Raw genomic sequence first — 23,143 nt, 5'->3', positions numbered from 1 at the left:
AAAGTGTTACAAAACCGATTTTGTAAGTCAACAAAATCGGTTTTGGTGCTCCGCAGAATCTTTTTCGCATAGCGGGAAGACACTGTCTTTACAACAAAACCTTGCGCCATTGTGTTTTGGGAAGCGGCCTCGTTATTCGAAACAATGCCGCCAGGAGACAGGCTTACAGACCACTTGAGGAAACAAATAAGGTCGTTTGGCCTTCAGGGCGCACACCTGCCTTCAAACACTGATAGCAGCAAGATCAAGAAACGGTCTGGACATTCATCTAAAACGGGACGCCGGAAACCAGGATGACATTTGCGTAAGGCGTGCACTCACCTGTTCTGATAACGGCCCGTGCATTGGCGGACCTCGATTTCAGATCGTCATGGGAAATTTTCAGTTGCGCAATCGGCTTGCCGGTATCCGCCTCCCAATGCGCCAGCCGGACTTCGATTTCCGTGCCAAGCTCAGGCGATGTTTCATCGGCGAACACTGCCTGCTCAATGATAAGTTCGCGGGACAGGGCCTCAAGAACATCGAAGAAACCTGGAATACCGGGAGTAACGGCGAGGTCAATAACCTCAACACCGGCAGGCACTGGCAACCCCGCGTCGGCAACGACGATCTCGTCCAGATGCCCGAGCGAGGCAACAAGTTGGCTTAAGTGACGGTTTAGCAGCTGTGTGCGTTTCATGTTGTTTTTCCAGCAGATGTCTTATCTTGGCCGATCAGGTCAACGAGACCAGGGCTTCGCAAAGCGGTTCGGGATCATAATAGGGAGCAGACTGAGCGCTGACGAGATCCAGTTTCAAAACCGTGATGCCGCGAGCACTGATTTCAAGCGTTTCGTCATCGGACAGTGTGCGATCGACAACGACGAAATTGATCAGTTTATGAGTTGGACAATCAGGTCCGACATCCCTGTGCAGATAGTTCAGCAGGGTGTGGACCTTATCGGACAGGTTCATATTTCCCGTTTCCGGGTCCAGTCCGAGACTTGGAATATAGACCTTGGGGACAGTCCGTTCTGCAATCGCCCGACCGACCCCTTCCGGCAACAGATTTGCGATCAGGCTTGTGTAGAAGCTGCCAGGTGCGTAGCAGATGAGATCAGCCGTTTGCACCAGCTTCCGATTTCGCGTTGGAAACGCTGTCACAGCGGGATCACGCCCGGCCAGCGACTTGTTGAGGAAAAGATCCTTGATCGGTGATGTAAGCGGCGGATGTTCCTTGGCAGTCAACAAATGCTGCCCGACAACCATCTGGCCATCCGCCAGCTCTGCGCCCAAATGCAAATTATCATCAGAAACAGCCCGCACTGTTCCAAGGACGCCAACAAGCTTGGAGACGAGGAAGATAATCGGCTCAAGCTGCTGGTTCTGGTTCAGATAGCCGCCGGCAAGGATCAGGTTTCCAATGCTGGCGCCACGCAAGTCGAATCCTTGCGGACAAGCTGCGCGGAACATGCCGAGCTGGTTTTGAATGAGCGTGCGCATCGGCTGCTCGATGGCCGTGACCAGCGGGTGAGTGCCGGCAATCATGGCATCGAGTTCTCCTTTCAGATCGTCTTTTCGAGCCGATTTGGAGTAACGATGCGTGAACAGTCGAAACACTTCCGGATGACCGAGAACAGTCTCGTCCGCAAGCGCCATCAAGCGGCTTCTCAAGTCTCCGATCGCGGGCATGTTGAACGCCACCCGGAGCCCCTGCGAGCTTCCTCCGCTATCAAACGGTGTCACCAGATGTATGGAATTGTGCGTGTATTTCTTGAGCCTTTGCGACAGACCATTGAGAGCTGATCCTCCGCTGAAAAACAGGACACGAGGGCCAAGTTTCGGGTTGGATGAAAAACGCTCGATCCGAAAAGGGTCCGGCATGCGCACGGCGCGGGTTATGGTAATTTCCGACACTTCCAACCCTTTCTAAGCGGAAGCCGGCTGCACTTGGCACCGGTTGAAATCCTCGTTGCACAGAAGTGGTTACAGATTGGACAACCCCGCAATGACAAGTCTGAGTGAACACTATAAGCGTTTCGAATACGGCTCAAAAGATACCTTTTCCTCTGAGAGGACCTCGGGCGTCTGTCGGGAATTTGCACACTGGTGCGATCAACCTGCAACAGTTGTGTTCACGGCAATGTCAGAAATTTGTTTTTGCGCTCCCGCGTACCGATACTCAACTAGTTCTCAGGAACCAAGGAGATTCAGATGACCGCACAGCAATCCGCGGCATTCGCCAATGCTGCTCGCAACCCGAACAATCCTGAGCACATGATGGTGATCAAGCCCGTGCCACGACGCATCCGTATTTACCAGGGTGATACTCTGCTTGCCGATAGCACTGCCGCTTTGCGTGTCCTGGAAATTGGCAAAGCCTTTTATGACCCCGTGGTTTATGTGCCCGAGGCAGATTTGAAATCGGATTTCGATCCAGTTGAGAAATCCACCCATTGCCCGATCAAAGGTGACGCCAGCTATGCTGCACTCAATGGTGAGGAAATCGGCTGGGTCTATAAATCGCCAATAGAAATGGCCAGCCAATTGAAGTCACATTATGCGTTCTGGCCTGCCAAGGTTCGCCTGGTCGAAGGGGATTGATCAGCGAAGTCCAGACAGCACCTGACTATCCGGCACTTGCCTCTGAGAGGCCGTGATCCATTGTCTCCAATATTTTGCCCCAGCCCGCACGATGGTTGTCACGGCTTTCCTCTGACGGAAATTTCACATGTGTGAGTGTAAGCTCCGTACCGCCCGCAACTTCCTCAAAGTCGAGCGTCACCGTGCTGTCGGCGGTTGAAAAGGGGCTGTCCCAAGTAAAGACAAGACGGCTATGGCGGTTGATTTCCTTATAGATCCCCCGGTGCGGGATCTGCTGGTCACCCGCCTGCATGATAATTTCGAATTCACCACCAACGCGAGGGTCGGCCGTTGCCTTTGGCACACTCATGTCCGGTCCAGGGATCATAAACTTTGCCAGCATGTCCGGATCCAGCCATGCCTCGAATACGCGGGCTGCGGTAACTGAAAACCTGCGGGATACAACAACTGTCAATTCACTCATCGTCCGTCTCTCCGGAAAGGGCCTGGTCCAATGCGTCGAGCCGTTGGGTCCAGATTGACCGCAATTCCTGAAACCAGTGATCGATTTCGCTAACCGGTTCCATAACCGGTTCAATCAAGTGCTCGCGCCATTCGGTTCGGCGACGCACGAGCCCTGCAGCTTCCAGGATCTTTATGTGCTTCGACACGGCATTCAGGCTGACTTCGAAATGCTTGGCGAGATCCGTGACTCGCGTCGGCCCATGCTGCACAAGCAGTGTGAGCAACTCCCGGCGCTTTGGATCACTTACCGCCTTCAAAATGACGGTAAGTTTCTGGTCGTCAAGCCGTTGTTCAACCATATGGTTGAATTACCTCCTGCAGCTAATTCAGTCAACCCCGAAGTAGATCATTCGAAGCGCATTAGTCCATTGAACTTCTGGTCTCAGAATTTTCCGACATCCTCGACATAGACCAGTGCACGGCCTTGGCATATGCGGTGTCCGCTTGAACTGACACAGACGGTTTCCAGATCGACCAAGTGTTTTTCAGGGCGCAGCTTAGTGACTGTGACAGACGCAGTCAGCGTTTCGCCAACCGGAGCGGGTGAGAGGAATTCCAGGTTTTGTTTGAGATAATTTGTGCCGCGGCCCGGCAACTCGACACCCAGGAGGTAGGAAAACAACCCTCCGATCAAAGGCCCTGGAACAGAATTGGGCACGTTGGCTGCGTCGCCTGAAAGCGCTGCGAACTCGAGCATGTCCTGCTGCGAATAAGTCCTGGTCAATTCAGCCTTTTGTCCTTCACGGAAGTTCATGATGGCCCTCCCAGTCGGCAGGATCCTGATAGTGTGACTGCACCATCTGCGCTTCGCTTCACTTCAATCAACACCTCGCCGTTGTCATCCGGTCTTTCACTAAAAATGAAGACAAGTTCTTCATCGGCATAGGATGGATTTGGGAACATCAGTGTTTGCAGCTGATGGTCTCGCCCCGGATAGAGCGCCTGAAGATGAGCGAAGACGCGCGAATAAAGCAGCATGCCGTGGGACACGGTCCGGCCAAACCGGGTTCGAGCGGAAAATTCCGGATCGACATGGATAGGATTGTCGTCCCCTGAGAGCTTTGCAAATGCGTCAAAGTCGGTTTGCCGGGGAACCCAGGTATATGTTGCCATGACAGCTGCTTCTGTTGTGCGGTCCATCGGTCTTAAGCGTCCTCCGATGCCTTATGTGTCGACAATTGGTCTTTGAGAACGTTCTTTCGGACCTTTCCGGCGGCCGTCCTGGGAAGATCGTCAACGACGGAGAATGTTTTTGGAATCTTGTAGGGCGCCAAATACTCGCGGCACCAGCCGGGAAGTGACGAGGTGTCGATTTTCCGATCCGGCCGCGCAATCACAAAGGCTGCCCCCACTTCACCCCACGTCGCGTCGGGGAGACCGACAACGACGGCTTCGAGAATGTCGGGATGGCTTGCCAGTGCTTTTTCCACTTCGGCCGGATAAACATTTTCGCCACCGGAAATGTACATGTCCTTGATCCGGTCGACGATGAAGTAGTAGCCGTCCTCATCCCGGCGACCGACATCACCAGATCTTAGCCATCCGTCGACCGTGAAAGCTCCGGCAGTCGCATCCGGATTGTCCATGTATCCGGGAGTGATGTTCGGCCCTCTGAACTGGATTTCACCTTCACCGGGCCCTTCAAGAACACCGCCCTCACCGTCCACAAGCCGCACGTCGGTAAGGATCTGCGGCTTGCCGACCGAGCCGATTTTCTCTGCAGCATGATCCCGGTCCATGAGAAACACCGTCGGGCCGGTCTCGGTCATCCCCATGCCGTTGCAGATGGTCACTCCGCGCTTTTGGAAGTCAGTCAGGAGGTGTTTGGGAACCGGCGCACCGCCACAGCCGAGTGAGCGCACACTGGAAAAATCGGTGCGCCCGACCGCAGCCGAGAGCGCCAGGGCCTGATAAATTGCCGGAACGCCAAAGAAGCTGGTAACGGCTCCGGCATCGATCAGTCCGAGCACAGTATCGGGATCGAATTTCCGAAGAATGGTCGACGACCCTCCATTCAGAAAGATCGGTAAGGTTGGCAGGTTGATGCCGGCTGTATGAAACAGCGGCAGAAAATTGACACCGCTTTCTCCGACACTAAGGCCCGTCGCCTGCGCGTAGTTGATCATGTTGGCATAGGCCATTCCCGCAGTTTGAATGACCGCCTTGGGCAGACCGGTCGTACCGGAAGTAAAAAGCAGATACCAGGGCGTACTGGCTTTTACCCGACCGCAGCCGATTGCAGCCGGGCTAACGGAGCTCAGCACCTGATCGAGCGCGCTTGGGGCTCCATCCGCAGAACCGAGCATCAGAACGGGTATGTCCCCATCTTCCGCCAGCTTGGATGCAGTATCTGCGCAGGTGAGGTCGTGAAACAAAAACTTCGCCCTGGACGCCGCCAGAACCGGTCGCAATTCGGCAACAGGCTGACGCCAGTTCAGAGGCACCAACACAATTCCGGTCTTTTGAGCTGCAAAAAGCAGAATGAAGAAATCCGGGTGGTTGAGGCACAGCACAGCTACACGGTCCCCTTTGGAGAGGCCGTGTTTCAAAAGCAGATTTCCCAGTCGAGTTGCCCGACTGTTCACTTTACAAAAAGTGTAGCGAAGTCCGCTTTCGTGATCGATGAAGGCAACATGGTCGGGCGTTAGCTCTGCCCGCTTGGCCGCCATGTCAGTTAAAAACTCCATGCGTCCTCCCGAAACCAGGTTCTTCGAAGAACTTTCAAAATCTCATGCCCGTCTGCGTGTGAATTCCAGCATGCCCTCAATGGTCTCCGGAAGGGCAACCAATTCAAGGAAGCGGTCCTTTTCCTGATCGAGGCGTCGGCGAACAGTTTCACGCCGTGCGTCATCCCAAACGCCCCGACGGGTCGCAAGATGCGTTCTGGATGATCCCCCACTGAGATCATCCAGCCATTTGCCAATCTGCCCTTCCAGCTCAGATAGCGGACAAACCGAGGACACAAGACCGATCTCGCGCGCTTCAGCTGCGTTAACCCGCTCGTTACGATACTGGATCTCAAGGGTCCTGCTGACACCAATACGGTCCGGCATCAGCGCGGTCCAGCCACCATCCGGGCCGAAGCCGACCTGCGAATAATAAGGCTGCAGAAAAGCATGTTCGGCCATCGCAACAAGGTCTGCGGCAAGCATCAATCCAACCGACCCGCCGGTGACAGGACCGTTAAGTGCAGCCAATACCGGTGCCGGAAAGTCAATAAGATCCAGAATGACCCCGTGCAGACCGTCGACCAGCTCTTCTGCATAGTCCCTGAGGTCTTGCTGTGTCCTTCGGTGATCCAGAAATCCGGCGATGTCACCGCCTGTTGAAAAACTGCTGCCTTTCGCAGTGACCACAAGCGCTCGCGGTCTTTGTCGAGCCGCATCCATTAGAGCGTTTTTAAGATCCGAGATGAGTTCCGGGATGAGCGAATTATGACGATCAGGCCGGCTCAGCCAGACCCAGACAACATCGTCCCGGTTTTCAATCAGGACGAACCCCTGTACCGTCGTTGTCACGGTCTGATACCGCGTTCAATCAAACTGTATGCTGCCTCGACAATGTCCGGGATCGGCTTGTCCGATTTAAATACGACAAGCTGTTCGCCCAGCGACTTGGCGATGCCCATCAAGGCCCAGGCGCGGGTATCCGCGTCGCCTTTTGATATTTGCCCGGCCGCTTCGGCCGCAATCAAGCCGGTTTTGTAACCGGCGGCAAACGTCTCGTAATATTCCTGGTAGGCATCCGGATCGACGAATAGTGCTTCTTGAACAATCCGGTAAAGATCCGGATGAGCCTGCACAAATTCCAGAAATGCCTGCAGACCGGCCCGCTCCGCATCAAGGCGGTTCTCGAAACCCTGGGTCGCCTCGGCGATCTCGTGCCGGACCAGCCGTCCCATCTCAAGAACAAGTTCGGAAAAGACCTGCTCTTTCGTGGAGAAATAGATGTAGAATGTTCCCTGGGCGACCCCTGCCTCACTGGTGATATGACCGATGGATGCATCGTTGTAGCCCTTGGACCCTATGACCCGTTCGGCAGCTGCCAGAATCGCCCTTCGCGTCGCTTCACCGCGGGCGGTCTTGGGCAGATTTCCCTGCGCCTTTTGCGGTACTTCCGCAACTCCGGCAGATTTTCGCACCAGATTTTCCTCCCAAAAGCATGAAACATGAATCAGTATTCATGTTTATCTCGTGAAAGCAAGCAGCATGTTGGAAAATCGCAGTTTACCTCACATTGAAGGTCTTGCCTGTGACCGGTGTCTCACATAAATCAGGCGGACATACGCTACCTTTTTGGCTAGGACGGATAGACGCATGTCTGTGATTTGACCTTGATCAAGGCTAATTGTCTGGTAATGCGGTTTTGAATAGATAGACGTTACTTGGTAGTCTGAGATCTAAAGGGATGATCTCGGTTAAAACTGACCCGCCCATGGACGCATTATCGGGGCGGAAGAAATAAGAGGCGCTGGAGAATTTCCAGTGAAGAGAGGGCCGAAGGATGGACGTAAACGCGTATCTCGAGGAACGCCTGGGCAAGCTGCACGACAACGGCAATTACCGAGTGTTTGCAGACTTGGAACGCATGGCAGGCAATTTCCCGCGCGCGAAACGTTACCGTGAAGACGGCTCTGTCCAGGACGTGACCGTCTGGTGCTCCAACGACTATCTCGGCATGGGTCAGCACGACAAGGTTGTCGGTGCCATGCAGGATGTGATTTCCAAATGCGGCGCAGGCGCCGGTGGAACACGGAACATTTCAGGCACCAATCACTATCACGTGCTTCTGGAAAACGAACTGGCTGACCTTCATGGCAAGGAAGGCGCGCTGATCTTCACCTCCGGTTATGTTTCCAACTGGGCCGCGCTCGGCACTCTGGCGTCTCAAGTTCCGGGCATGATCGTTTATTCCGACTCCCTGAATCATGCGTCCATGATCGAAGGCATTCGGCACGCACGCTGCGAAAAGCGGATCTTCAAACACAATGATTATGAAGATCTCGAGCGTCTGATGGCAGCTGACGACCCGGACGCTCCCAAGATGGTTGCGTTTGAAAGTGTCTATTCGATGGATGGCGATATTGCTCCCATCAAGGAGATTTGCGACGTCGCTGACAAATTCGGCGCTCTGACCTATCTCGATGAAGTGCATGCCGTTGGCATGTATGGGCCGCGCGGTGGCGGTGTTGCCGAGCGTGAAGGACTGATGGACCGCCTGACGATCATCGAAGGTACACTCGGCAAGGCCTTTGGCGTGATGGGAGGCTACATCACCGGTTCCAAGACAGTTGTCGACTTCATTCGCTCCTTCGCATCCGGGTTCATTTTTACGACGGCACTTCCGCCTGCATTGGCGGCAGGCGCGACGACCTCGATCCGTCACCTGAAGGACAGCCAGCTTGAGCGTGCAGCTCACAAGCAAAGAGTTGCGCAGGTTCGTGCCGCCCTCGACAAGCGCGGCATCCCGCACATGGAAAACCCCAGCCATATCGTTCCGGTGATGGTGGGCGATGCCAAGAAGTGCAAATGGATCTCCGATATTCTGCTGGAGACCTACGGCATCTATGTACAGCCGATCAACTATCCGACTGTCCCCGTTGGCACCGAACGCCTGCGCTTCACACCGACCCCGCTGCACACGGCCGCCGACATTGAGCATCTGGCCGATTCGATCAACGATCTCTGGTCGCAATGCGCCTTGGCCCGGGCCGTCGCCTAAGCCAGACGAAGTATAGGTTGCAAGACCCGCTCTCCGTTGGAGGGCGGGTTTGTTTTTTATTCAGTCGCAATGGCAATGGTCATTGGAGACAAGCAAAGGTCTTGTTGTGAAACGCTTCGTGCAAGCGCTCTGCCGAATTTGAGCCGCGTTCTGCGTTTGCAATCCGCAGAACTTTTCCGTCTTCGTTGACACAGACAAAACTCTCCCCTTTAGACTTTGTTTTGTATTGCTCCAAAATGTGAAATTGAAGGTGGAACAGCCACAACTCCGCGTTCTCTGAGACAGCCCAGTTCTGAACCGACACCATCAACTCGGAGCCCTCATCGGTGTAAGCGACTGTCCCTCGGCACCAAATCTGACCGGGTGACTGGCAACGTTCGCGTTTCCTATCACGATTGCTTGATGAAAGGCCCATTCGGCCAAGCAATGGCTGTGAAACGGCGTCTCTTGCAATCACGAGAGCATTGCGGAACTGCTCCACGTTTTTCGTGGCTTCACCTTTTCCGCGAACACTTATGTAGTCGCCATGCGGAAGCCTCAGCCCAAGTGGTGTAACCACTGGCTCAGCAGTGCAGGCCTCGACGACACCAGAAAAAAGCAAAGGGATTTCTTTCGTCAGGCAATAGTACCCACCACCTAGATCCCTCAATTCGTTGATGTTCAGCAAGGCGTCTTGCAAGATATCGCTCGAATTCGGTAACTGCAGTAAATCCCAGACAAAACTAACCGCACGGCTGTTGAGCTTATTCTTGAGGCGGCTCATGTCGATGTCGCCCGTCAAATCAAACGGTCGAGATGTCGCCGATTGCTGCAACTTGGTATCTTGTGACCTAGTTGGCCGTCCAACCACCGGGACATTTTTATCGCGATAGAATTGCGCGTGTATCTCAAAGCGGCCAGCTGAAAAGTTCTTACATGAAATAGGAAGATCAAACGGAGCCCACCATGTGAAGAGACCGCTCCAATAGAAAGTATTGGTTTCGTCGGGATTAAATGGGAGCGTAACCGGGGTTAGTGCGCCTTTGCAGCCAGGGCTTGAGTAATAACCGCGCTCGTTCACGTCACCCGGCATGACAGGCCACAACCAGAGAACGACGCTGGAACCCGACGGAGCGCGCTCATTGATTACATTGATCTTGATTTCTTCGCCAATCGCAAAGCTGTCTGCCTCCAGCTCAACCCGAATATCTCCTTCAGGTTTCGCATCGTTTCCCTCCGCTCTCCCAACCACACTGTTTAAGAAAAGAAAGAGCACAGCGACAAGGAATGAACCAGCGAGCTTTTTTGCATCAGGCCAAACAATCTCCAAAACACTGCTCCTCGAATGCACCCCCAAAGAAATGCGAGAAAGTGTGTTAAAATCTTGGTTGCCCAAAAAGAAATTTGGCAAAAATTCGCAATAAATTCAGGCTCTCCATTTCTCCGCACTTTTCCTTTTTCCGCTTGCTGCCCTAGCTACTGCAGGTGAATGGCCTGATAGGAGGGGCATATGAAACGGATTGCGGCTCTGGTCTTTGCCTGGTGTTTCCTCACGGCGACGCCTACCGTGTCCGAAGAACTGGACCTTGAACTCGTGCTTCTGGCCGACGCGACCGGCTCGATCGACGACGCCGAGATCCAGTTCCAAAGGCAAGGTTATGCCGAAGCGATCACGGATCCGTCAGTGCTGAGCGCCATTGCCAGCAATGCTTACGGGAAGATCGTTGTGACCTATGTTGAATGGGCCGACATGTTCTCGCAGGACGTTGTTGTCGATTGGACAGTCATAGATGGCAAGGCATCTGCGGAAGACTTTGCGGCAAGGCTTTTGGAGCCACCGCGCCGCGCGTTCGGACGGAACGCGATTGGCGCAGCCCTTCTAAAAGGCAAGGAATTGATCGACACCAACGCCTATACCGGATTGCGGCGTGTCATCGATCTGTCCGCCGACAGTGCCAACAACTGGAACGGTCCGACCATTCACGAGGCCAGAGAAACTGTCGTTTCATCAGGGATCGTGATCAACGGCCTCGCCGTTCTGTGCCGTCATTGTTCCGGGCGCCCTGTGGCCTACGACCTTGAGGAAAGGTTCCATCAGGACATCATTGGTGGTCCCGCAGCCTTCGTAGTGACGGCCGACAGTGCCGCAACATTTGCAGATGCCGTGCGCAAGAAACTGATTCTGGAAATTGCTGCACGCCCGGAAGACGCCGACAAGATCCTGCAGCGTTTCGCACAGGCGCAATAAAAATTCTCTCTCGCAGATCAATGGCCGACGTCCAGCAAATCTGACCTCGGGTAAATTCACAGTTGCCACACACGAGTGTCATCGGGTTATGATTTGAGCCTGCGGTGCCATCGAGCCTAAATGCTGCCGTGGGCTTTGGGAGAGAGTGCATTCATGGCCACCGGTCTTTTGATGCTGGCAATGTTTACGGTGAGTTACACCTTGCTGGCAAAAACGCTTTCCAGAAGCATTTTAACAGCGCCGATGCTGTTTCTGGGCTTCGGCTTCCTAATGTCTCAGACAGGGATGTTTCCCTTTCAGGATGCAGAGCATCTGCTGCATATCGTGGCCGAACTTGCGTTGATCATCCTTCTGTTCCTTGATGCGGCCCAGATCAACCTGCAAGCCATTCGAAAACGCCACCAATGGCCGCTGCGCATGCTGCTTATCGGCCTTCCGTTGGCAGTGGTTCTGGGCACTGCTGCAGCAGCGCCATTCTTTTCCACCGAACCCTTGATCGTAGCAGCTCTGGCAGCAGCGCTCCTCGCCCCAACCGATGCCGCCCTTGGGCAAGCCGTCGTTACCAATAAGGCCGTTCCTGAGCGGGTACGCAGGGCCCTGACGTTGGAAAGCGGCCTGAACGATGGTCTGGCTTTGCCGGTGATCCTGCTCTTTGCCAGCCTCGCAGGTGAAATGATGCAGCCCACCGCCACGAACTGGCTGCTCTTCGGGGCAAAACAGGTTGTGCTGGGGCCGCTTGTCGGAGGTGTTGTCGGTGCGGTCGGAGGCATCATGTTTCTGGCGGCAAAACAGCGCAAGATGACGACGGTGACTATTGAAGGCATTGGTGCCATCGCCATGGCGGGCGGTGCTTATCTGGCCGCCGGTCTTGTCGACGGCAACGGCTTTATCTCAGCATTTGTTGCCGGCCTTTTCTTCGGCAATGTCATCAAGGGCCAGTGCGCATTCATTTACGAATTCACCGAAAGCGAAGGCCAGATGCTGGCCTGGGGCGCTTTTTTCCTGATTGGTCTGGCCCTCGTTCCAACTGCAATTGCCCATCTTGACGGTGGAAGCCTCGCAATCATCCTGATCAGCCTCTTTATTGTGCGTCCGCTTGCCGTTTGGCTGTCGCTCAGTGGAACGGACGCTTCGCCGTTGACAAAACTGTTCTTTGGCTGGTTCGGACCACGCGGTCTGGCAACAGCGCTGTTTGCCCTGCTGGTCGTTGATCAGATCGATCATGAAATCGGTGAGCAACTGCTCAACCTCGCCGTCAACGCAGTCTGGATCAGCGCTGTGCTCCACGGCATCACCGCGGTGCCGTTCGCCAAGTGGTACGGCGCGCGCATGTCAACACAAGATGAAGCTGCTGAGATGGTGAGTGTTCCATCGATGCGGCCGGAAACGCAGCCAGACTGACTGGCGCTCATATTCAACAAGCCAAGGCAATAGAGCCGGTAGCCGGGGGAAGAAATGAAGAAGACAGCTGTAGCAAATCTGAGCGAACTGGCAGACAGGGACCCTCAATACGCGCTTGTTGCAAGTGTTGACCTGGTTGTCGTCCGGTTCGACGACGATGTCTCTGTTTTCTATGGGCGCTGCCTCCATCGTGGTGCGCTTATGTCGGATGGGTATGTTGACGGCGACAATCTGATTTGCGGGCTGCACTATTGGGACTATCGGCTCGACAGTGGTGTCTCCGAATACAACAACTCCGAAGCGCTTCCGAAATTCTCCAGCTGGATCGAGGACGACAAAGTTGTTGTCGATGAAGACGAGATTGCCGCCTGGGCAAAAGAGCATCCTCAACCCTTCGACCGCGACCAGTATCTCGGCCTTTATGCCGACACCAGCCATGGCACGGAAGAAGAGCCTTATACCGGGCTCATCCAGCAATACGCCCGTGACGCCCTCACAAAAACCGGCCATCACGGCAGGGTCGACGCAATGGGTGTACCCAGAACACAGTTGCCCGACTGGGACGACATTCAAATTCTGACCGCTCAGCTGCACCGCCCGCCTCTTCTGGACGACGATCCGGTCGGAACGGATGTCGTGATTGGCCCCAATGCCCAAAAGCCGCTGCGCCTTAAGATACCGCTCTTCGTTTCAGATATGAGCTATGGCGCATTGTCCGAGCCGGCAAAGGTTGCGTTGGCGCGCGGCGCCGAACTTGCCGGCACGGGCATCTGCTCAGGTGAAGGCGGCATGCTGCCTGAAGAACAGGAAGCAAATTCGCGATATTTCTATGAGCTGGCGTCTGCCCGGTTCGGCTTCGACTGGGACAAGCTCAACAAGGTACAGGCCTTCCACTTCAAGGGGGGACAAGGCGCCAAGACCGGCACGGGAGGCCATTTGCCCGGTTCAAAAGTGAAGGGCAAGATCGCCGAAGTTCGCGGTTTGAATGAAGGTGAGGATGCCATCTCTCCACCGCGTTTTCCGGACTGGACGGAAGTCTCGCAGATCAAGGAATTTGCCGACGAAGTTCGTAGCCGCACAGGCGGCATTCCAATCGGTTACAAGCTTTCAGCCCAGCACATTGAGAAGGACATTGATGCCGCACTGGAGGTCGGTGTCGACTACATCATTCTGGACGGCCGGGGCGGTGGCACGGGTGCGGCTCCGATCATTTTCCGGGACAACATCTCAGTCCCGACGATTCCAGCCCTTGCCCGTGCCCGGCGGCATCTGGACAGGCTCGGACGATCAGACGTGACCCTTGTGATCACCGGCGGCCTTCGAAAACCGGCTGACTTCCTGAAAGCCTTGGCACTCGGCGCAGATGCCGTCGCCGTTTCCAACTCGGCCATGCAGGCGATCGGCTGTATAGCGATGCGTGCCTGCCACACCAACAATTGCCCCGTTGGGATCGCGACGCAGAAACCCCATTTGGTCAACCGCCTGCAAATCGAGAAGTCAGCCCGACAACTGACCAATTTCTTTGATGCCTCCGTGGAGCTGATGCAGGTAATGGCCCGTGCCTGTGGCTATTCCCACCTCAACCAGTTTTGTGAGGAGGATCTGACGACTTGGAAACGGGAAATTTCGGATCTTTCCGGTGTAGCCTTTGGCGGCGTTGCCTGACACGGACCGACTTCAAGGGAGACCAGAAAATGGACGCTCAAAATCTCGACTGGATCAAGGTCGCACATGTCGATGATCTGCCGGAAGGCCGGGTCAAGACCGTCACCGCAAGAACCACTTCCATCTGCTTGTCGCATTTCGACGGCCAATGGGCTGCGATGGACAATCATTGCCCGCATCAACGCGGCCCTCTCGGGGAGGGTTCGATTGAAAAGGGCACCGATGGCAAATGCTGGATCCGGTGTCCATGGCATGGGTGGGATTTCGACCCACTGACCGGTGCGCCTCCTGGCGGTCACGAAGACACGGGCCAAAAAGTCTTCCCACTCAAGATCGAGAACGGAGAGGTTTTTGTCGGGATAGAGGCTGAACCGGAGCACGAGCGGACTGTCACCGATGTCATGGCCGAGACCATGGTGAACTGGGGCGTAAAACGTGTCTTTGGCATGGTTGGCCACTCCAATCTCGGGCTGGCAGATGCCATTCGGCTTCAGGTCAACAAGGGCAAACTTGGCTATGTCGGTATCCGGCACGAAGGCGCAGCAGCCTTCGCAGCATCTGCCTATGGCAAGTTGACGGGAAAGCCTGCAGGCTGCCTGACCATTGCAGGACCGGGCGCAACAAACCTTCTCACAGGCCTATGGGATGCCAAGGTGGACCGGGCTCCGGTTCTTGCCCTGACGGGCCAAGTCCAGACACAGGTCTTCGGACCGGGTGCATTTCAGGACATTGACCTTAAATCGGCCTTCGATGCCGTATCGCGTTTCTCCCAGCCCGTCCTCAGCACGTCCAACCATGCCGAGCTCATGTCGTTGGCACTCAAGACAGCAATCGTTGAACGGGATGTCTCAAACCTGATCTTTCCAGACGATGTCCAGACGATCCCGAGCGAGAAAGATGCCGGATCTCCCGAAGGGCGAATTGGCGGCTCTAAGGTGACCCCTTCAACGGAAGATCTCAATAAAGCCATCGAGATGATCAATGGCGCAAAACGCCCAGCGATCGTTCTTGGCTATGGTGCCAAGGATGTCAGGGACAAGGTTATAGCCCTGGCCGAGAAGATCGGCGCACCGGTTATGACGACCTTCAAGGGCAAGGGTCTGATCCCGGACACGCACCCGCTCGCCGCTGGTGTTCTTGGCCGATCCGGGACACCGATTGCAAGCTGGTTCATGAATGAAGCGGACCTGATCGTTTCTCTTGGATCATCATTTGCAAACCACACCGGCATTGCCCCCTACAAACCGATCATTCAGGTCGATTTCGAACGCATGCAACTCGGAAAATTCCATCCTGTCTCTTTACCGGTCTGGGGAGAAATTGGCACTTTCTGTGAAGCAGTCATGCCTCAGGTGACAAAGGCTTCCGACGCTGCCGATCAGGTTTCCGAGCTTGTCGAACGCTGGCAGATCTGGCGCGAGGAAAAGGAGCGCCGTCTAACGGAAGAGCGCGGCCAGGGCATTCACTCAGCAGCAATCTTCAAGGTCTTGAGCGAATTGTGCCCGGAAGACGCGATCATTCCCGTCGATGTCGGCAACAACACCTATTCCTTCGGCCGTTATTTTGAACCACGTGGTCAGCGTATCTTGATGTCAGGTTATCTCGGTTCAATCGGCTTTGGCCTACCCGCAGCCATTGGTGCCTGGTGTGCCACACAGGACTTCGAACAGTATCATGGCCGCAAAGTCATCTCGATCTCCGGCGACGGCGGGTTCGGTCAATATGCGATGGAATTCACCACTGCCGTAAAATACGGGATGAACATCACACATATCCTCCTGAACAACTCCGAGCTCGGCAAGATCTCGAAAGAACAGCGTTCCGGTGAATGGCCGGTGTGGGAAACCAACCTCACAAATCCATCCTTCGCGGCCTTTGCGCGGCTTTGCGGTGGACAAGGACACAGAGTGACCGATAGCGCTGATCTGAAGAGTGCCATTGCCGAGGCAATCGCTCACAATGGGCCGTCGCTTGTGGAAATCATCACCGACGCCGATCTGGTTTGAGGAGGTAGGAATGCCGTCATTCCTGCTGCGCCGGGGCGATACCGGATGCCGCACTGCCACCGGTCTTTACCGGTGCAAACGACAAGTGGCTGGTGTTTACTGGACACCGGAAGCTTGACCCGGGTGAAAAGACGCAAAGTTGATAAAGCTGGAGCCGTAAATTGCAAACAGCAGAATTTTTGATCGAAATAGGCCAGTACTACCTGATGGCAGGTGGTGTTGTTGCAGCTCTGTTCCTGGTAATTGGCATTGACCGGATAGAGCCGTCCTCACGCGGGTCCTACGCTTTCCGGCCCCTGCTCATTCCAGGCATTTGCCTAATCTGGCCTCTGGTGATCTATCGTTGGGTCGTGCTTGAAAAGCATGGGGAGGCGCGGCGATGAAACGTGCTCACCGTACAGCCCATGCCAGGATCTGGACGATCCTTGGCATCTTGCTTCCCCTCGCCTTCTTCACAATTCTCGCCCTGCGGCAAACGCCTCCGGTTGATCGTCCGGCCGTCTTGATCGAGGCTCCGGAAAGTGGTTCGACGGAGGCAGCACAATGAGTGTTCAATATACGCCCGTCATCTGGAACCGGAACAAGATCTTCTATGATGCCGTGCTGCTGATTGCAGTTGCGCTTTATCTCTACATCTTCATTCGTGTCGGCCCGATGTTTGAAGATGTCACCAAGCCGATTGATGGCGCTATCTTGAGAATGCGCGCCTTTGGCAGCTGCGCCTTCTTGATGCTGACAGTGATCTTGTGCATCGGTCCGCTCGCTCGCCTTGACCGGCGGTTCCTTCCACTGCTCTACAATCGCCGCCACTTCGGTGTCATGACCGCGGGCATTGCCGCCGTCCATGCGAACTACGTGCTGACATGGTATTTCAATTTCTCGCCGACCGACCGCTATGTCGCCTTGTTGTCATCCAACACAAACTACGGCCAACTGCTCGGCTTCCCTTTCGAAGCCCTTGGTATTGCGGCCTTGATAATCCTGTTTGTCCTGGCAGCAACAAGCCACGACTTCTGGCTGAGTTTTCTGGGAGCACCAATCTGGAAAGCGCTGCATATGTCTATCTATGCCGCGTACGCCTTCGCTGTGCTTCACGTTGCGCTCGGGGCACTTCAGGGCCCCGCCGACCCGATCTTCACCAGCGTCGTGGCGGCCAGCGTTGTTCTTGTTTGCGGTCTGCATTTTGCGACCGGCCGCATGGAAGCCAGACGGGAACGCGGCGAACAAACCGCAAAGGCCTCACTCCAGGAAGCCGGTTGGGTCGTTGCCGGAGAGCTTGAAGAAATAGACGACGATTGCGCGAAGGTCGTGACGCTCACCGAAGACGAGCGCGTTGCCATCTTCAAATATGATGGCAAGCTTTCCGCCATAACCAATGCCTGTGCACACCAGAATGGTCCACTCGGCGAAGGCAAGGTGCTTTGGGGATGCATTACCTGTCCCTGGCACGGCTACCAGTACAATCTCGCAGACGGCCGTGCGCCTGAACCTTTCACAGAGAAGATTTCAACCTATCGGCTCAAACTGATCGGATCGACCGTTCTGCTCGACCCCAATCCTCAACCACCGGGCACCTATGTCGAGCCTGTTGAGATAGGAGAAGCGGCATGACCTGGAGACAGACCAAAGAAGCGCCGTTTTTTGTCGGCTATCTGAACGCGGTCCCCAAAACTCTTGTAATGTTCCTGGGCGTTTTCTCCGTCTGCTTCGTTGCAGGTCTCGGTCTCGCCGCACTGGCTCTTTCGTCAACGCAAAACGACCCTGGCGCCGGCGGCTTCCAGTGGGGAAACCGATTTGAAACCGCGGGCATATTGGAACTGAGGCCATACCCGGTGTTTCGGGTGCCCGCCAAGGACGGTGAACCGGCAAAGACCTACATGCTGGCTGGACAGGGCAAACGGGGTGTCTTCAAACAGGCTGAAGCCCACAAGGGGTCTGCCGTTTCAATACGCGGTGTTCCGGTAAATCGGGGCGACTTGACAATGGTTCAGGTCGGCCGCGTTGAAGCCGTTGAAGACGAAACCGAGGAATTTGCTCCCAGCGAAGCGGTTCCGCTTGGCCGCTGGAAACTTGCCGGCGAAATCTGTGACGGCAAATGCTATGCGGGCGCTATGCGGCCTGGCAGGGGCCTTGCTCACAAAGCCTGTGCGGATCTTTGCCTGACCGGTGGAATTCCGCCGGTTTTCGTTTCATCCGGTCCGGTCGAGAACCGCAACTTTTTCATGATGGCCGACAAGGATGGCAATTTGCTTGGCGACGAACTCAAGTCGCTGCTCGCGCTTTACATCGAGGTTGAAGGCGAAGTCGAAAGGTTGGATGACCTGATGGTCTTCAAAGTGGATCTGGCGACCGCGAGGATCTTGAAATGAGCGAGACACCTCAAAAACCGACCTGGCAGACGATTGTTGTTTCGCTCGTACTGACGGGAGCGCTCGCGGCAATCGCTTACTATGTCTGGATCTATGCCAATTCGAGCGTACGCATGTTGGACCTGACAAAGGGAACCTTGCTCACCGACATGCGCTTCTTTGTCGGCCTGTTGGCAGTGTTTCTGGTGCTTACGTTTCTTGACCGGATTATCGGCTTTATCTTGTCAAAATTCGGTAATGGCCACTGAGCGGCAAGAATTGCATCAGTCTGATTGGATGACATCCAGAAGAAACTGATTGAACGCCTCAGGCTGCTCCAGATGCGGAGCGTGTCCGGACTGTTCGAACAGATGCAAATGAAAGTCGGGCACATTGTCCAGATGCCATTGGCGGACCCCGCAACCGTAAAGCTGGCTACGCGCACCTGAAGCAAGATGAAGAGGCACTGGAAAGGACTTCAACAATGGCCTGAAGTCCTGCGCTGTCAGTGACATCCACATCTCTCGCAGCAGACCCGGGTCCTCGCGCGCTATTTCCACGGCAACCTTATCGATCAACTCCTGATCAATCGGCAGACCGTCGGCAAAAAGGCGCCGTGCAATCCGGCCCGGCAGTTTGGACCAATCGGCAATGATCCCGTCGATCACATGCGCGTTCTGGGTAGTATCCAGCCCATTCAGCGTTCCATTTGACCAGGCCTCGTCATTAAGAACCCTGGGCGTCATGTCGATGGCAACGACCGACGACAGCCGCTCCGACCCGTGGCGTTCTATCATTGAATAGATCACCAGCGCGCCCATCGACCAGCCGCACAGAACAATGTCGCTCAGGTTTTCAGCGAGAAGATACTCGTAAAGCGCATCGGCTGCTGCTTCGATACTGAGCGGCGAATAGCTCCCGGTTTTGCCGTGACCGGGAAGATCCGGGACAATGCAGCGGGCATACATTTTCAAAGCAAGCGTCTGATCGTCAAAGAATTGCCCGGGACAGGACCATCCATGCACCAGCACCAGTGGCCGGCCTTTTCCCTCATCCCGGATATAAAGCGAATTGGTGCTCACGCACGTCCTGCCCTCAATCGCCCGACGATCCCCGACGGGAAGAAATACACAGACAAAATAAACAGCACGCCCAACCAGAGCAGCCAGCGCTCCGGAGCAACCAGCGTTGAGAAAAATGGCACCGCGCTGGTGGCCTCCGAAGCGATACCCATCAGATTTTGCAGATAGGTTTGAGCCAGAATGAACAGCGTCGCCCCCAACACTGCGCCATAGAGCGTGCCCATGCCTCCTATCACGACCATCAAGAGAATGTCGATCATGATTTCCATCGAGAGGGTTGTTGCAGGTCCTGTGTAGCGCAGCCAGACGGCGAGTAGGGAACCGGCCAGCGCCGCCATCACCGCGGAGAGAACGGTTGCTGTTGTTCGATACCAGACAACACGATAGCCGATTGCTTCTGCCCTGAAAGCGTTGTCACGCACCGCCTTCAAGGTTCGCCCGAACGGGGAATTCACGATCCTCAGCATGACAAGAAACAGGAATGCAGATGCAAAGAACACGAGATAATAGGCCAGCAGCTTACCATTGATCCGAACGTCAAGGACCTTCTCCTTGACGAGCTTGAAGGCTGGTGTGAGCTCCCTCGGGATCTTGTAATTCAAGCCATCTTCGCCGCCCGTCAGCCAGGACATTTGCGACACAAGAACGGCAAAGGCGCTCGCGACCGCCAACGTCACCATTGCGAAGAAAATTGCCTTCACCCTCAATGAAAAGAGACCGATAGCAAGCGCAAAAACGGCTGCCAGAACAGCGCCTGCCAATGTTCCCCATGCAAGGGAGAAATAGCTCGGCCCCGTAGCGGAAAGTGCAAGAGCCGTCCCATAGGCCCCAATTCCGAAAAACATCGTATGCGCAAAGGACACGATCCCCGCATAGCCGAGCAACAAATCGTAGCTGGCAACCAGAACGATGAAGATACAGATCCTTGCCGCCGTCTCCAGCGATTTTGTTCCTGGAAAAAGAAAAGGAGCAAACGCCAGGCATACCAGCACGACCAGCAGGATCACCGTCAGAAGGCGGCTGCGTGGCGTGTCACCGGAAAGAAGTTTCGTCAACATGCTTTTCGCCCGCCCTACTTTGCCTTAACGACCGGATAAAGGCCTTGAGGCCGCCACATCAGGATCACCACCATCAGAGCGATGGTCGAAATCAAGGCCACCTTTGGAGCCAGAAAGGCTGTGTAATTGGCCAGGAGGCCAACCATCAGCGCTCCGATGAAACAGCCTTCGACGGAACCCAATCCGCCAATAATCACCACGATGAAAACAAGCACCATGATCTCTGAGCCCATATGAGCGGTAATGGTTTCCTGGTAGAGGCCCCACATGACACCTCCCAAGCCGGCCAGTGCCGATCCGGTCATGAAAACGACCAGGAAAAGTCGGCGGATCCGATACCCAAGAGCTTCGACCATCTCGCCGTTTTCAACACCGGCACGTACCAGCAAACCAACTTTGGTATTTTGCAATATATGCCGCATGGCGAGAAACAACGCGAGCCCGATACCAACGGCGACAAGCCTGTATTTCTCGATCGCGGCCTCCCCGAAAATGAGCGAACCCTGGAAGGCTTCGGGACGCGAAATATGGAGCTCGTCCGGGCCCCAGACCACGTAGATCATCTGCTGGGCAACAATCAGCCCGCCCATGGTTACAAGGATCTGCTTCAGGTGCTCGCCATAGACCGGCATGACGATGACCCGTTCAAATGCGTATCCAAGCAACCCGGTCACCAGCATTGCTGCAAGGATCGCGATCAGAACGGCAAAGAGGTTCAACAAGACGCTCGGAGATTCTGTCCAACCGGCCAGCCATGCCAGAACCGTGAACCCCACAAAGGCCCCGATCGCCACAAAAGCTCCATGGCCGAAATTGATGACGTCCATGAGCCCGAAAACCACTGTTAAACCCGAGGCCATGATGAAAATCATCATGCCCATGGCAAGACCCGCGACAGTCAGCGTCAACCAACTTGCCGGATTTCCGATGGCAAGCAGCCCTGCCAAGGCTAGCAAGGGAACCAGCATGACCGGCAGTTTCTGGAAGAACTGTTCGCTTAGCGGAACTTTTTCGATGCGTGGTTTGATCGAGGTGTCGCTCATTGGTGGACCTCCAGCGTGAGTCCCATCAGCTTTTCCTGAAGGGCCGTGTCTTCAACCAGTTCCTGCATGTTACCGGCGTGAATGATGCGACCGTCATCCATCACAGCAACGGTGTCGCCAATGCTGGAGGCCATTGCGAAATTCTGTTCGACCAGAAGGATGGTGGTGTCCGTTTCCTTCAACTCTTTCAGCGCGTCCGTCATCGACTTGATGATCGCAGGAGCAAGGCCTTTGGTCGGCTCGTCGATGAGGATGAGACGCCGGGGTTCGATGATTGCGCGTGCGACAGACAACATCTGCTTTTGTCCACCGGACAAGGTACCTGCGGACGATTTCCAGAAAGTGCCTATAGGAGGAAACAGATCGGTTATCCATGAAAGGCGTTTTTCGTCGATCGGGCCGTTCGATGCGGCAAGCATCATGTTTTCCGAGACAGTCAGATCGGTAAAGATGCCCATATCTTCGGGCACAAAGGCGATGCCACGCCGCGAAATCTCCGGCGTTGCGAATTTGGTGATGACTTGATCCTCGAACCGGATGTCACCGCGGCTTGCCGTCCAAAGTCCCATGATGGTGCGCAGGGTCGTGGTTTTGCCTGCACCGTTTCGCCCAAGCAATACGGTGACGCCACCTTCGGGAACAAGAAGATCCACCCCCTGCAGTATGTGATAGGGCCCGATATGAGTGTGAACGCCGGAGAGCGAAAGCAAAATATCAGACACTACGCCGCCTCCCCAGATTCTGCAGGTGCTTTGCCGAGATAAGCTTCCTGGACAATGGGCAACGCGATTACTTCTGCCGGTTCACCATCGGCGACCAGCGCACCATTGTGCAGCACGATGATCCGGTCTGCGAGCGTTCGGATCACATCCATTTTGTGTTCAACCAGCAGGATTGTGCGGTCCATATCGGCCTTGAGTTTCTGGATCAGCTCCAGAATGACCGGCACCTCATCTACACTCATGCCGGCCGTGGGCTCATCGAACATCAGCACCTGAGGACCAAGTGCGATCAAGAGCGCAACTTCCAGCTTACGCTGGTCGCCATGCGGCAAAGCCGACACGATTTGGTCGGCCTGATCAATGAGCCGGACCTCCGAGAGCACGTGGTCGGCGCGCTCAAGCAATTCAATGTGGCTTTCGGCAATGGAAAAAAGGTCAAAGCCCTTTCGAGCCTTGGCCTGAGCAACCAACCGCACGTTTTCCCGCACGCTCAATGTCGGAAAAAGGTTGGTCAATTGAAAGGCCCGGCCGATCCCCCTGTCGGTGCGTTCTGGAACCGACAGTCTGGTGATGGTCTCGCCATTCAGCCAAACGCTCCCGCTTGTGGCGGCAAGCTGACCTGATATCAGGTTGAAATAGGTGGTTTTGCCGGCCCCGTTGGGCCCGACGATGGCGGTCAAAGTGCCCCGGTCAAAACTGCAGCTCACATGGTCAACCGCAACGTGTCCGCCAAAGCGGATCGCAAGGTCTCTCGTTTCAAGAATGGGACGTTCCTTGGTCACGG

Annotated in this window: 26 protein-coding genes; 11 read left to right on the top strand and 15 right to left on the bottom strand. The window is 55.2% G+C overall.

Annotated features, from left to right (window positions below):
* Positions 1–268 precede the first annotated feature (268 nt).
* Entirely contained in the window at positions 269–679 is a 411-nt protein-coding gene (gene rbsD / locus FIV00_RS06980) for a D-ribose pyranase (protein WP_152500070.1), read from the bottom strand.
* Between the two features lie 34 nt (positions 680–713).
* The gene (locus FIV00_RS06975; RefSeq protein WP_152500069.1) at positions 714–1,895 is read right to left on the bottom strand and encodes a GAK system CofD-like protein; all 1,182 of its coding nucleotides are present in this window, start codon (positions 1,893–1,895) and stop codon (positions 714–716) included.
* 297 nt (positions 1,896–2,192) lie between these two features.
* Here FIV00_RS06975 and FIV00_RS06970 point away from each other — a divergent pair, with 297 nt between their 5' ends.
* The gene (locus FIV00_RS06970) at positions 2,193–2,582 is read left to right on the top strand and encodes a DUF427 domain-containing protein (protein WP_152500068.1); all 390 of its coding nucleotides are present in this window, start codon (positions 2,193–2,195) and stop codon (positions 2,580–2,582) included.
* 25 nt (positions 2,583–2,607) lie between these two features.
* Here FIV00_RS06970 and FIV00_RS06965 read toward each other — a convergent pair whose 3' ends face one another.
* The 7 genes from FIV00_RS06965 to FIV00_RS06935 form a co-directional block, all read right to left on the bottom strand.
* On the bottom strand, positions 2,608–3,045 hold the full coding sequence (locus FIV00_RS06965; protein WP_152500067.1) for an SRPBCC domain-containing protein: 438 nt from the start codon (positions 3,043–3,045) through the stop codon (positions 2,608–2,610).
* Positions 3,038–3,385 carry a helix-turn-helix transcriptional regulator gene (locus tag FIV00_RS06960; protein ID WP_152500066.1) on the bottom strand — a complete coding sequence of 116 codons (348 nt, stop codon included), beginning with the start codon at positions 3,383–3,385 and terminating at the stop codon, positions 3,038–3,040. Before FIV00_RS06960 ends, FIV00_RS06965 begins: the two co-directional genes overlap by 8 nt.
* Before the next feature lie 83 nt (positions 3,386–3,468).
* Positions 3,469–3,840: a phosphate acetyltransferase gene (locus tag FIV00_RS06955; RefSeq protein WP_152500065.1), complete on the bottom strand. Its 372-nt coding sequence runs from the start codon at positions 3,838–3,840 to the stop codon at positions 3,469–3,471.
* A complete protein-coding gene (locus FIV00_RS06950) occupies positions 3,837–4,226 on the bottom strand; it encodes a MaoC/PaaZ C-terminal domain-containing protein (RefSeq protein WP_152500064.1) in 390 nt (129 codons plus the stop codon). Before FIV00_RS06950 ends, FIV00_RS06955 begins: the two co-directional genes overlap by 4 nt.
* A gap of 5 nt (positions 4,227–4,231) precedes the next feature.
* On the bottom strand, positions 4,232–5,773 hold the full coding sequence (locus FIV00_RS06945; RefSeq protein WP_152500063.1) for an AMP-binding protein: 1,542 nt from the start codon (positions 5,771–5,773) through the stop codon (positions 4,232–4,234).
* Positions 5,774–5,815: 42 nt separating this feature from the next.
* Positions 5,816–6,604 carry an enoyl-CoA hydratase/isomerase family protein gene (locus FIV00_RS06940; protein WP_209006840.1) on the bottom strand — a complete coding sequence of 263 codons (789 nt, stop codon included), beginning with the start codon at positions 6,602–6,604 and terminating at the stop codon, positions 5,816–5,818.
* A complete protein-coding gene (locus FIV00_RS06935; RefSeq protein WP_152500062.1) occupies positions 6,601–7,227 on the bottom strand; it encodes a TetR/AcrR family transcriptional regulator in 627 nt (208 codons plus the stop codon). Before FIV00_RS06935 ends, FIV00_RS06940 begins: the two co-directional genes overlap by 4 nt.
* Before the next feature lie 362 nt (positions 7,228–7,589).
* Here FIV00_RS06935 and hemA point away from each other — a divergent pair, with 362 nt between their 5' ends.
* Positions 7,590–8,807 (top strand): 5-aminolevulinate synthase, encoded by a 1,218-nt coding sequence (hemA, locus tag FIV00_RS06930; RefSeq protein ID WP_152500061.1) that lies wholly within the window; start codon positions 7,590–7,592, stop codon positions 8,805–8,807.
* 79 nt (positions 8,808–8,886) lie between these two features.
* Here the strand turns inward: hemA and FIV00_RS06925 are convergent, their stop codons facing one another.
* Entirely contained in the window at positions 8,887–10,116 is a 1,230-nt protein-coding gene (locus FIV00_RS06925; RefSeq protein WP_152500060.1) for a hypothetical protein, read from the bottom strand.
* Positions 10,117–10,296: 180 nt separating this feature from the next.
* Between FIV00_RS06925 and FIV00_RS06920 the strand changes: the two genes are divergently transcribed.
* The 9 genes from FIV00_RS06920 to FIV00_RS06885 all read left to right on the top strand — a co-directional run bounded on the left by FIV00_RS06920 (position 10,297) and on the right by FIV00_RS06885 (position 18,723).
* Positions 10,297–11,034: a DUF1194 domain-containing protein gene (locus tag FIV00_RS06920; protein ID WP_152500059.1), complete on the top strand. Its 738-nt coding sequence runs from the start codon at positions 10,297–10,299 to the stop codon at positions 11,032–11,034.
* A gap of 153 nt (positions 11,035–11,187) precedes the next feature.
* Complete coding sequence (locus tag FIV00_RS06915) at positions 11,188–12,435, top strand: cation:proton antiporter (RefSeq protein ID WP_152500058.1); 1,248 nt, start codon at positions 11,188–11,190, stop codon at positions 12,433–12,435.
* A gap of 54 nt (positions 12,436–12,489) precedes the next feature.
* The gene (locus FIV00_RS06910) at positions 12,490–14,100 is read left to right on the top strand and encodes a glutamate synthase-related protein (RefSeq protein WP_152500057.1); all 1,611 of its coding nucleotides are present in this window, start codon (positions 12,490–12,492) and stop codon (positions 14,098–14,100) included.
* A 29-nt stretch (positions 14,101–14,129) separates the two neighbouring features.
* The gene (locus FIV00_RS06905) at positions 14,130–16,106 is read left to right on the top strand and encodes a thiamine pyrophosphate-dependent enzyme (protein WP_152500056.1); all 1,977 of its coding nucleotides are present in this window, start codon (positions 14,130–14,132) and stop codon (positions 16,104–16,106) included.
* A 161-nt stretch (positions 16,107–16,267) separates the two neighbouring features.
* Positions 16,268–16,489: a hypothetical protein gene (locus tag FIV00_RS06900; RefSeq protein ID WP_152500055.1), complete on the top strand. Its 222-nt coding sequence runs from the start codon at positions 16,268–16,270 to the stop codon at positions 16,487–16,489.
* Positions 16,486–16,653, top strand: a complete 168-nt coding sequence (locus tag FIV00_RS29635) for a hypothetical protein (RefSeq protein WP_173005902.1) — start codon at positions 16,486–16,488, stop codon at positions 16,651–16,653. The genes FIV00_RS06900 and FIV00_RS29635 overlap by 4 nt, the downstream gene beginning before the upstream one ends.
* Complete coding sequence (locus FIV00_RS06895) at positions 16,650–17,717, top strand: Rieske 2Fe-2S domain-containing protein (RefSeq protein WP_152500054.1); 1,068 nt, start codon at positions 16,650–16,652, stop codon at positions 17,715–17,717. The genes FIV00_RS29635 and FIV00_RS06895 overlap by 4 nt, the downstream gene beginning before the upstream one ends.
* Positions 17,714–18,475, top strand: coding sequence for a hypothetical protein (locus FIV00_RS06890; protein ID WP_152500053.1), 762 nt, complete (start codon positions 17,714–17,716; stop codon positions 18,473–18,475). The genes FIV00_RS06895 and FIV00_RS06890 overlap by 4 nt, the downstream gene beginning before the upstream one ends.
* Positions 18,472–18,723 carry a hypothetical protein gene (locus FIV00_RS06885; RefSeq protein ID WP_152500052.1) on the top strand — a complete coding sequence of 84 codons (252 nt, stop codon included), beginning with the start codon at positions 18,472–18,474 and terminating at the stop codon, positions 18,721–18,723. The genes FIV00_RS06890 and FIV00_RS06885 overlap by 4 nt, the downstream gene beginning before the upstream one ends.
* A gap of 15 nt (positions 18,724–18,738) precedes the next feature.
* Here FIV00_RS06885 and FIV00_RS06880 read toward each other — a convergent pair whose 3' ends face one another.
* The 5 genes from FIV00_RS06880 to FIV00_RS06860 are packed head-to-tail and all read right to left on the bottom strand — an operon-like array spanning position 18,739 to position 23,141.
* The gene (locus FIV00_RS06880) at positions 18,739–19,536 is read right to left on the bottom strand and encodes an alpha/beta fold hydrolase (protein WP_152500051.1); all 798 of its coding nucleotides are present in this window, start codon (positions 19,534–19,536) and stop codon (positions 18,739–18,741) included.
* Positions 19,533–20,594, bottom strand: coding sequence for a branched-chain amino acid ABC transporter permease (locus FIV00_RS06875; RefSeq protein WP_152500050.1), 1,062 nt, complete (start codon positions 20,592–20,594; stop codon positions 19,533–19,535). Before FIV00_RS06875 ends, FIV00_RS06880 begins: the two co-directional genes overlap by 4 nt.
* 14 nt (positions 20,595–20,608) lie before the next feature.
* Positions 20,609–21,637 carry a branched-chain amino acid ABC transporter permease gene (locus FIV00_RS06870; RefSeq protein WP_152500049.1) on the bottom strand — a complete coding sequence of 343 codons (1,029 nt, stop codon included), beginning with the start codon at positions 21,635–21,637 and terminating at the stop codon, positions 20,609–20,611.
* Positions 21,634–22,359 carry an ABC transporter ATP-binding protein gene (locus tag FIV00_RS06865; RefSeq protein WP_152500048.1) on the bottom strand — a complete coding sequence of 242 codons (726 nt, stop codon included), beginning with the start codon at positions 22,357–22,359 and terminating at the stop codon, positions 21,634–21,636. The genes FIV00_RS06870 and FIV00_RS06865 overlap by 4 nt, the downstream gene beginning before the upstream one ends.
* Positions 22,359–23,141 carry an ABC transporter ATP-binding protein gene (locus FIV00_RS06860; protein ID WP_152500047.1) on the bottom strand — a complete coding sequence of 261 codons (783 nt, stop codon included), beginning with the start codon at positions 23,139–23,141 and terminating at the stop codon, positions 22,359–22,361. The genes FIV00_RS06865 and FIV00_RS06860 overlap by 1 nt, the downstream gene beginning before the upstream one ends.
* Positions 23,142–23,143 lie beyond the last annotated feature (2 nt).

The sequence above is a fragment of the Labrenzia sp. THAF82 genome, assembly GCF_009363435.1.
Classification (GTDB): Bacteria; Pseudomonadota; Alphaproteobacteria; order Rhizobiales; family Stappiaceae; genus Roseibium; species Roseibium porphyridii.
This window is presented reverse-complemented; position numbering and strand designations above follow the sequence as displayed.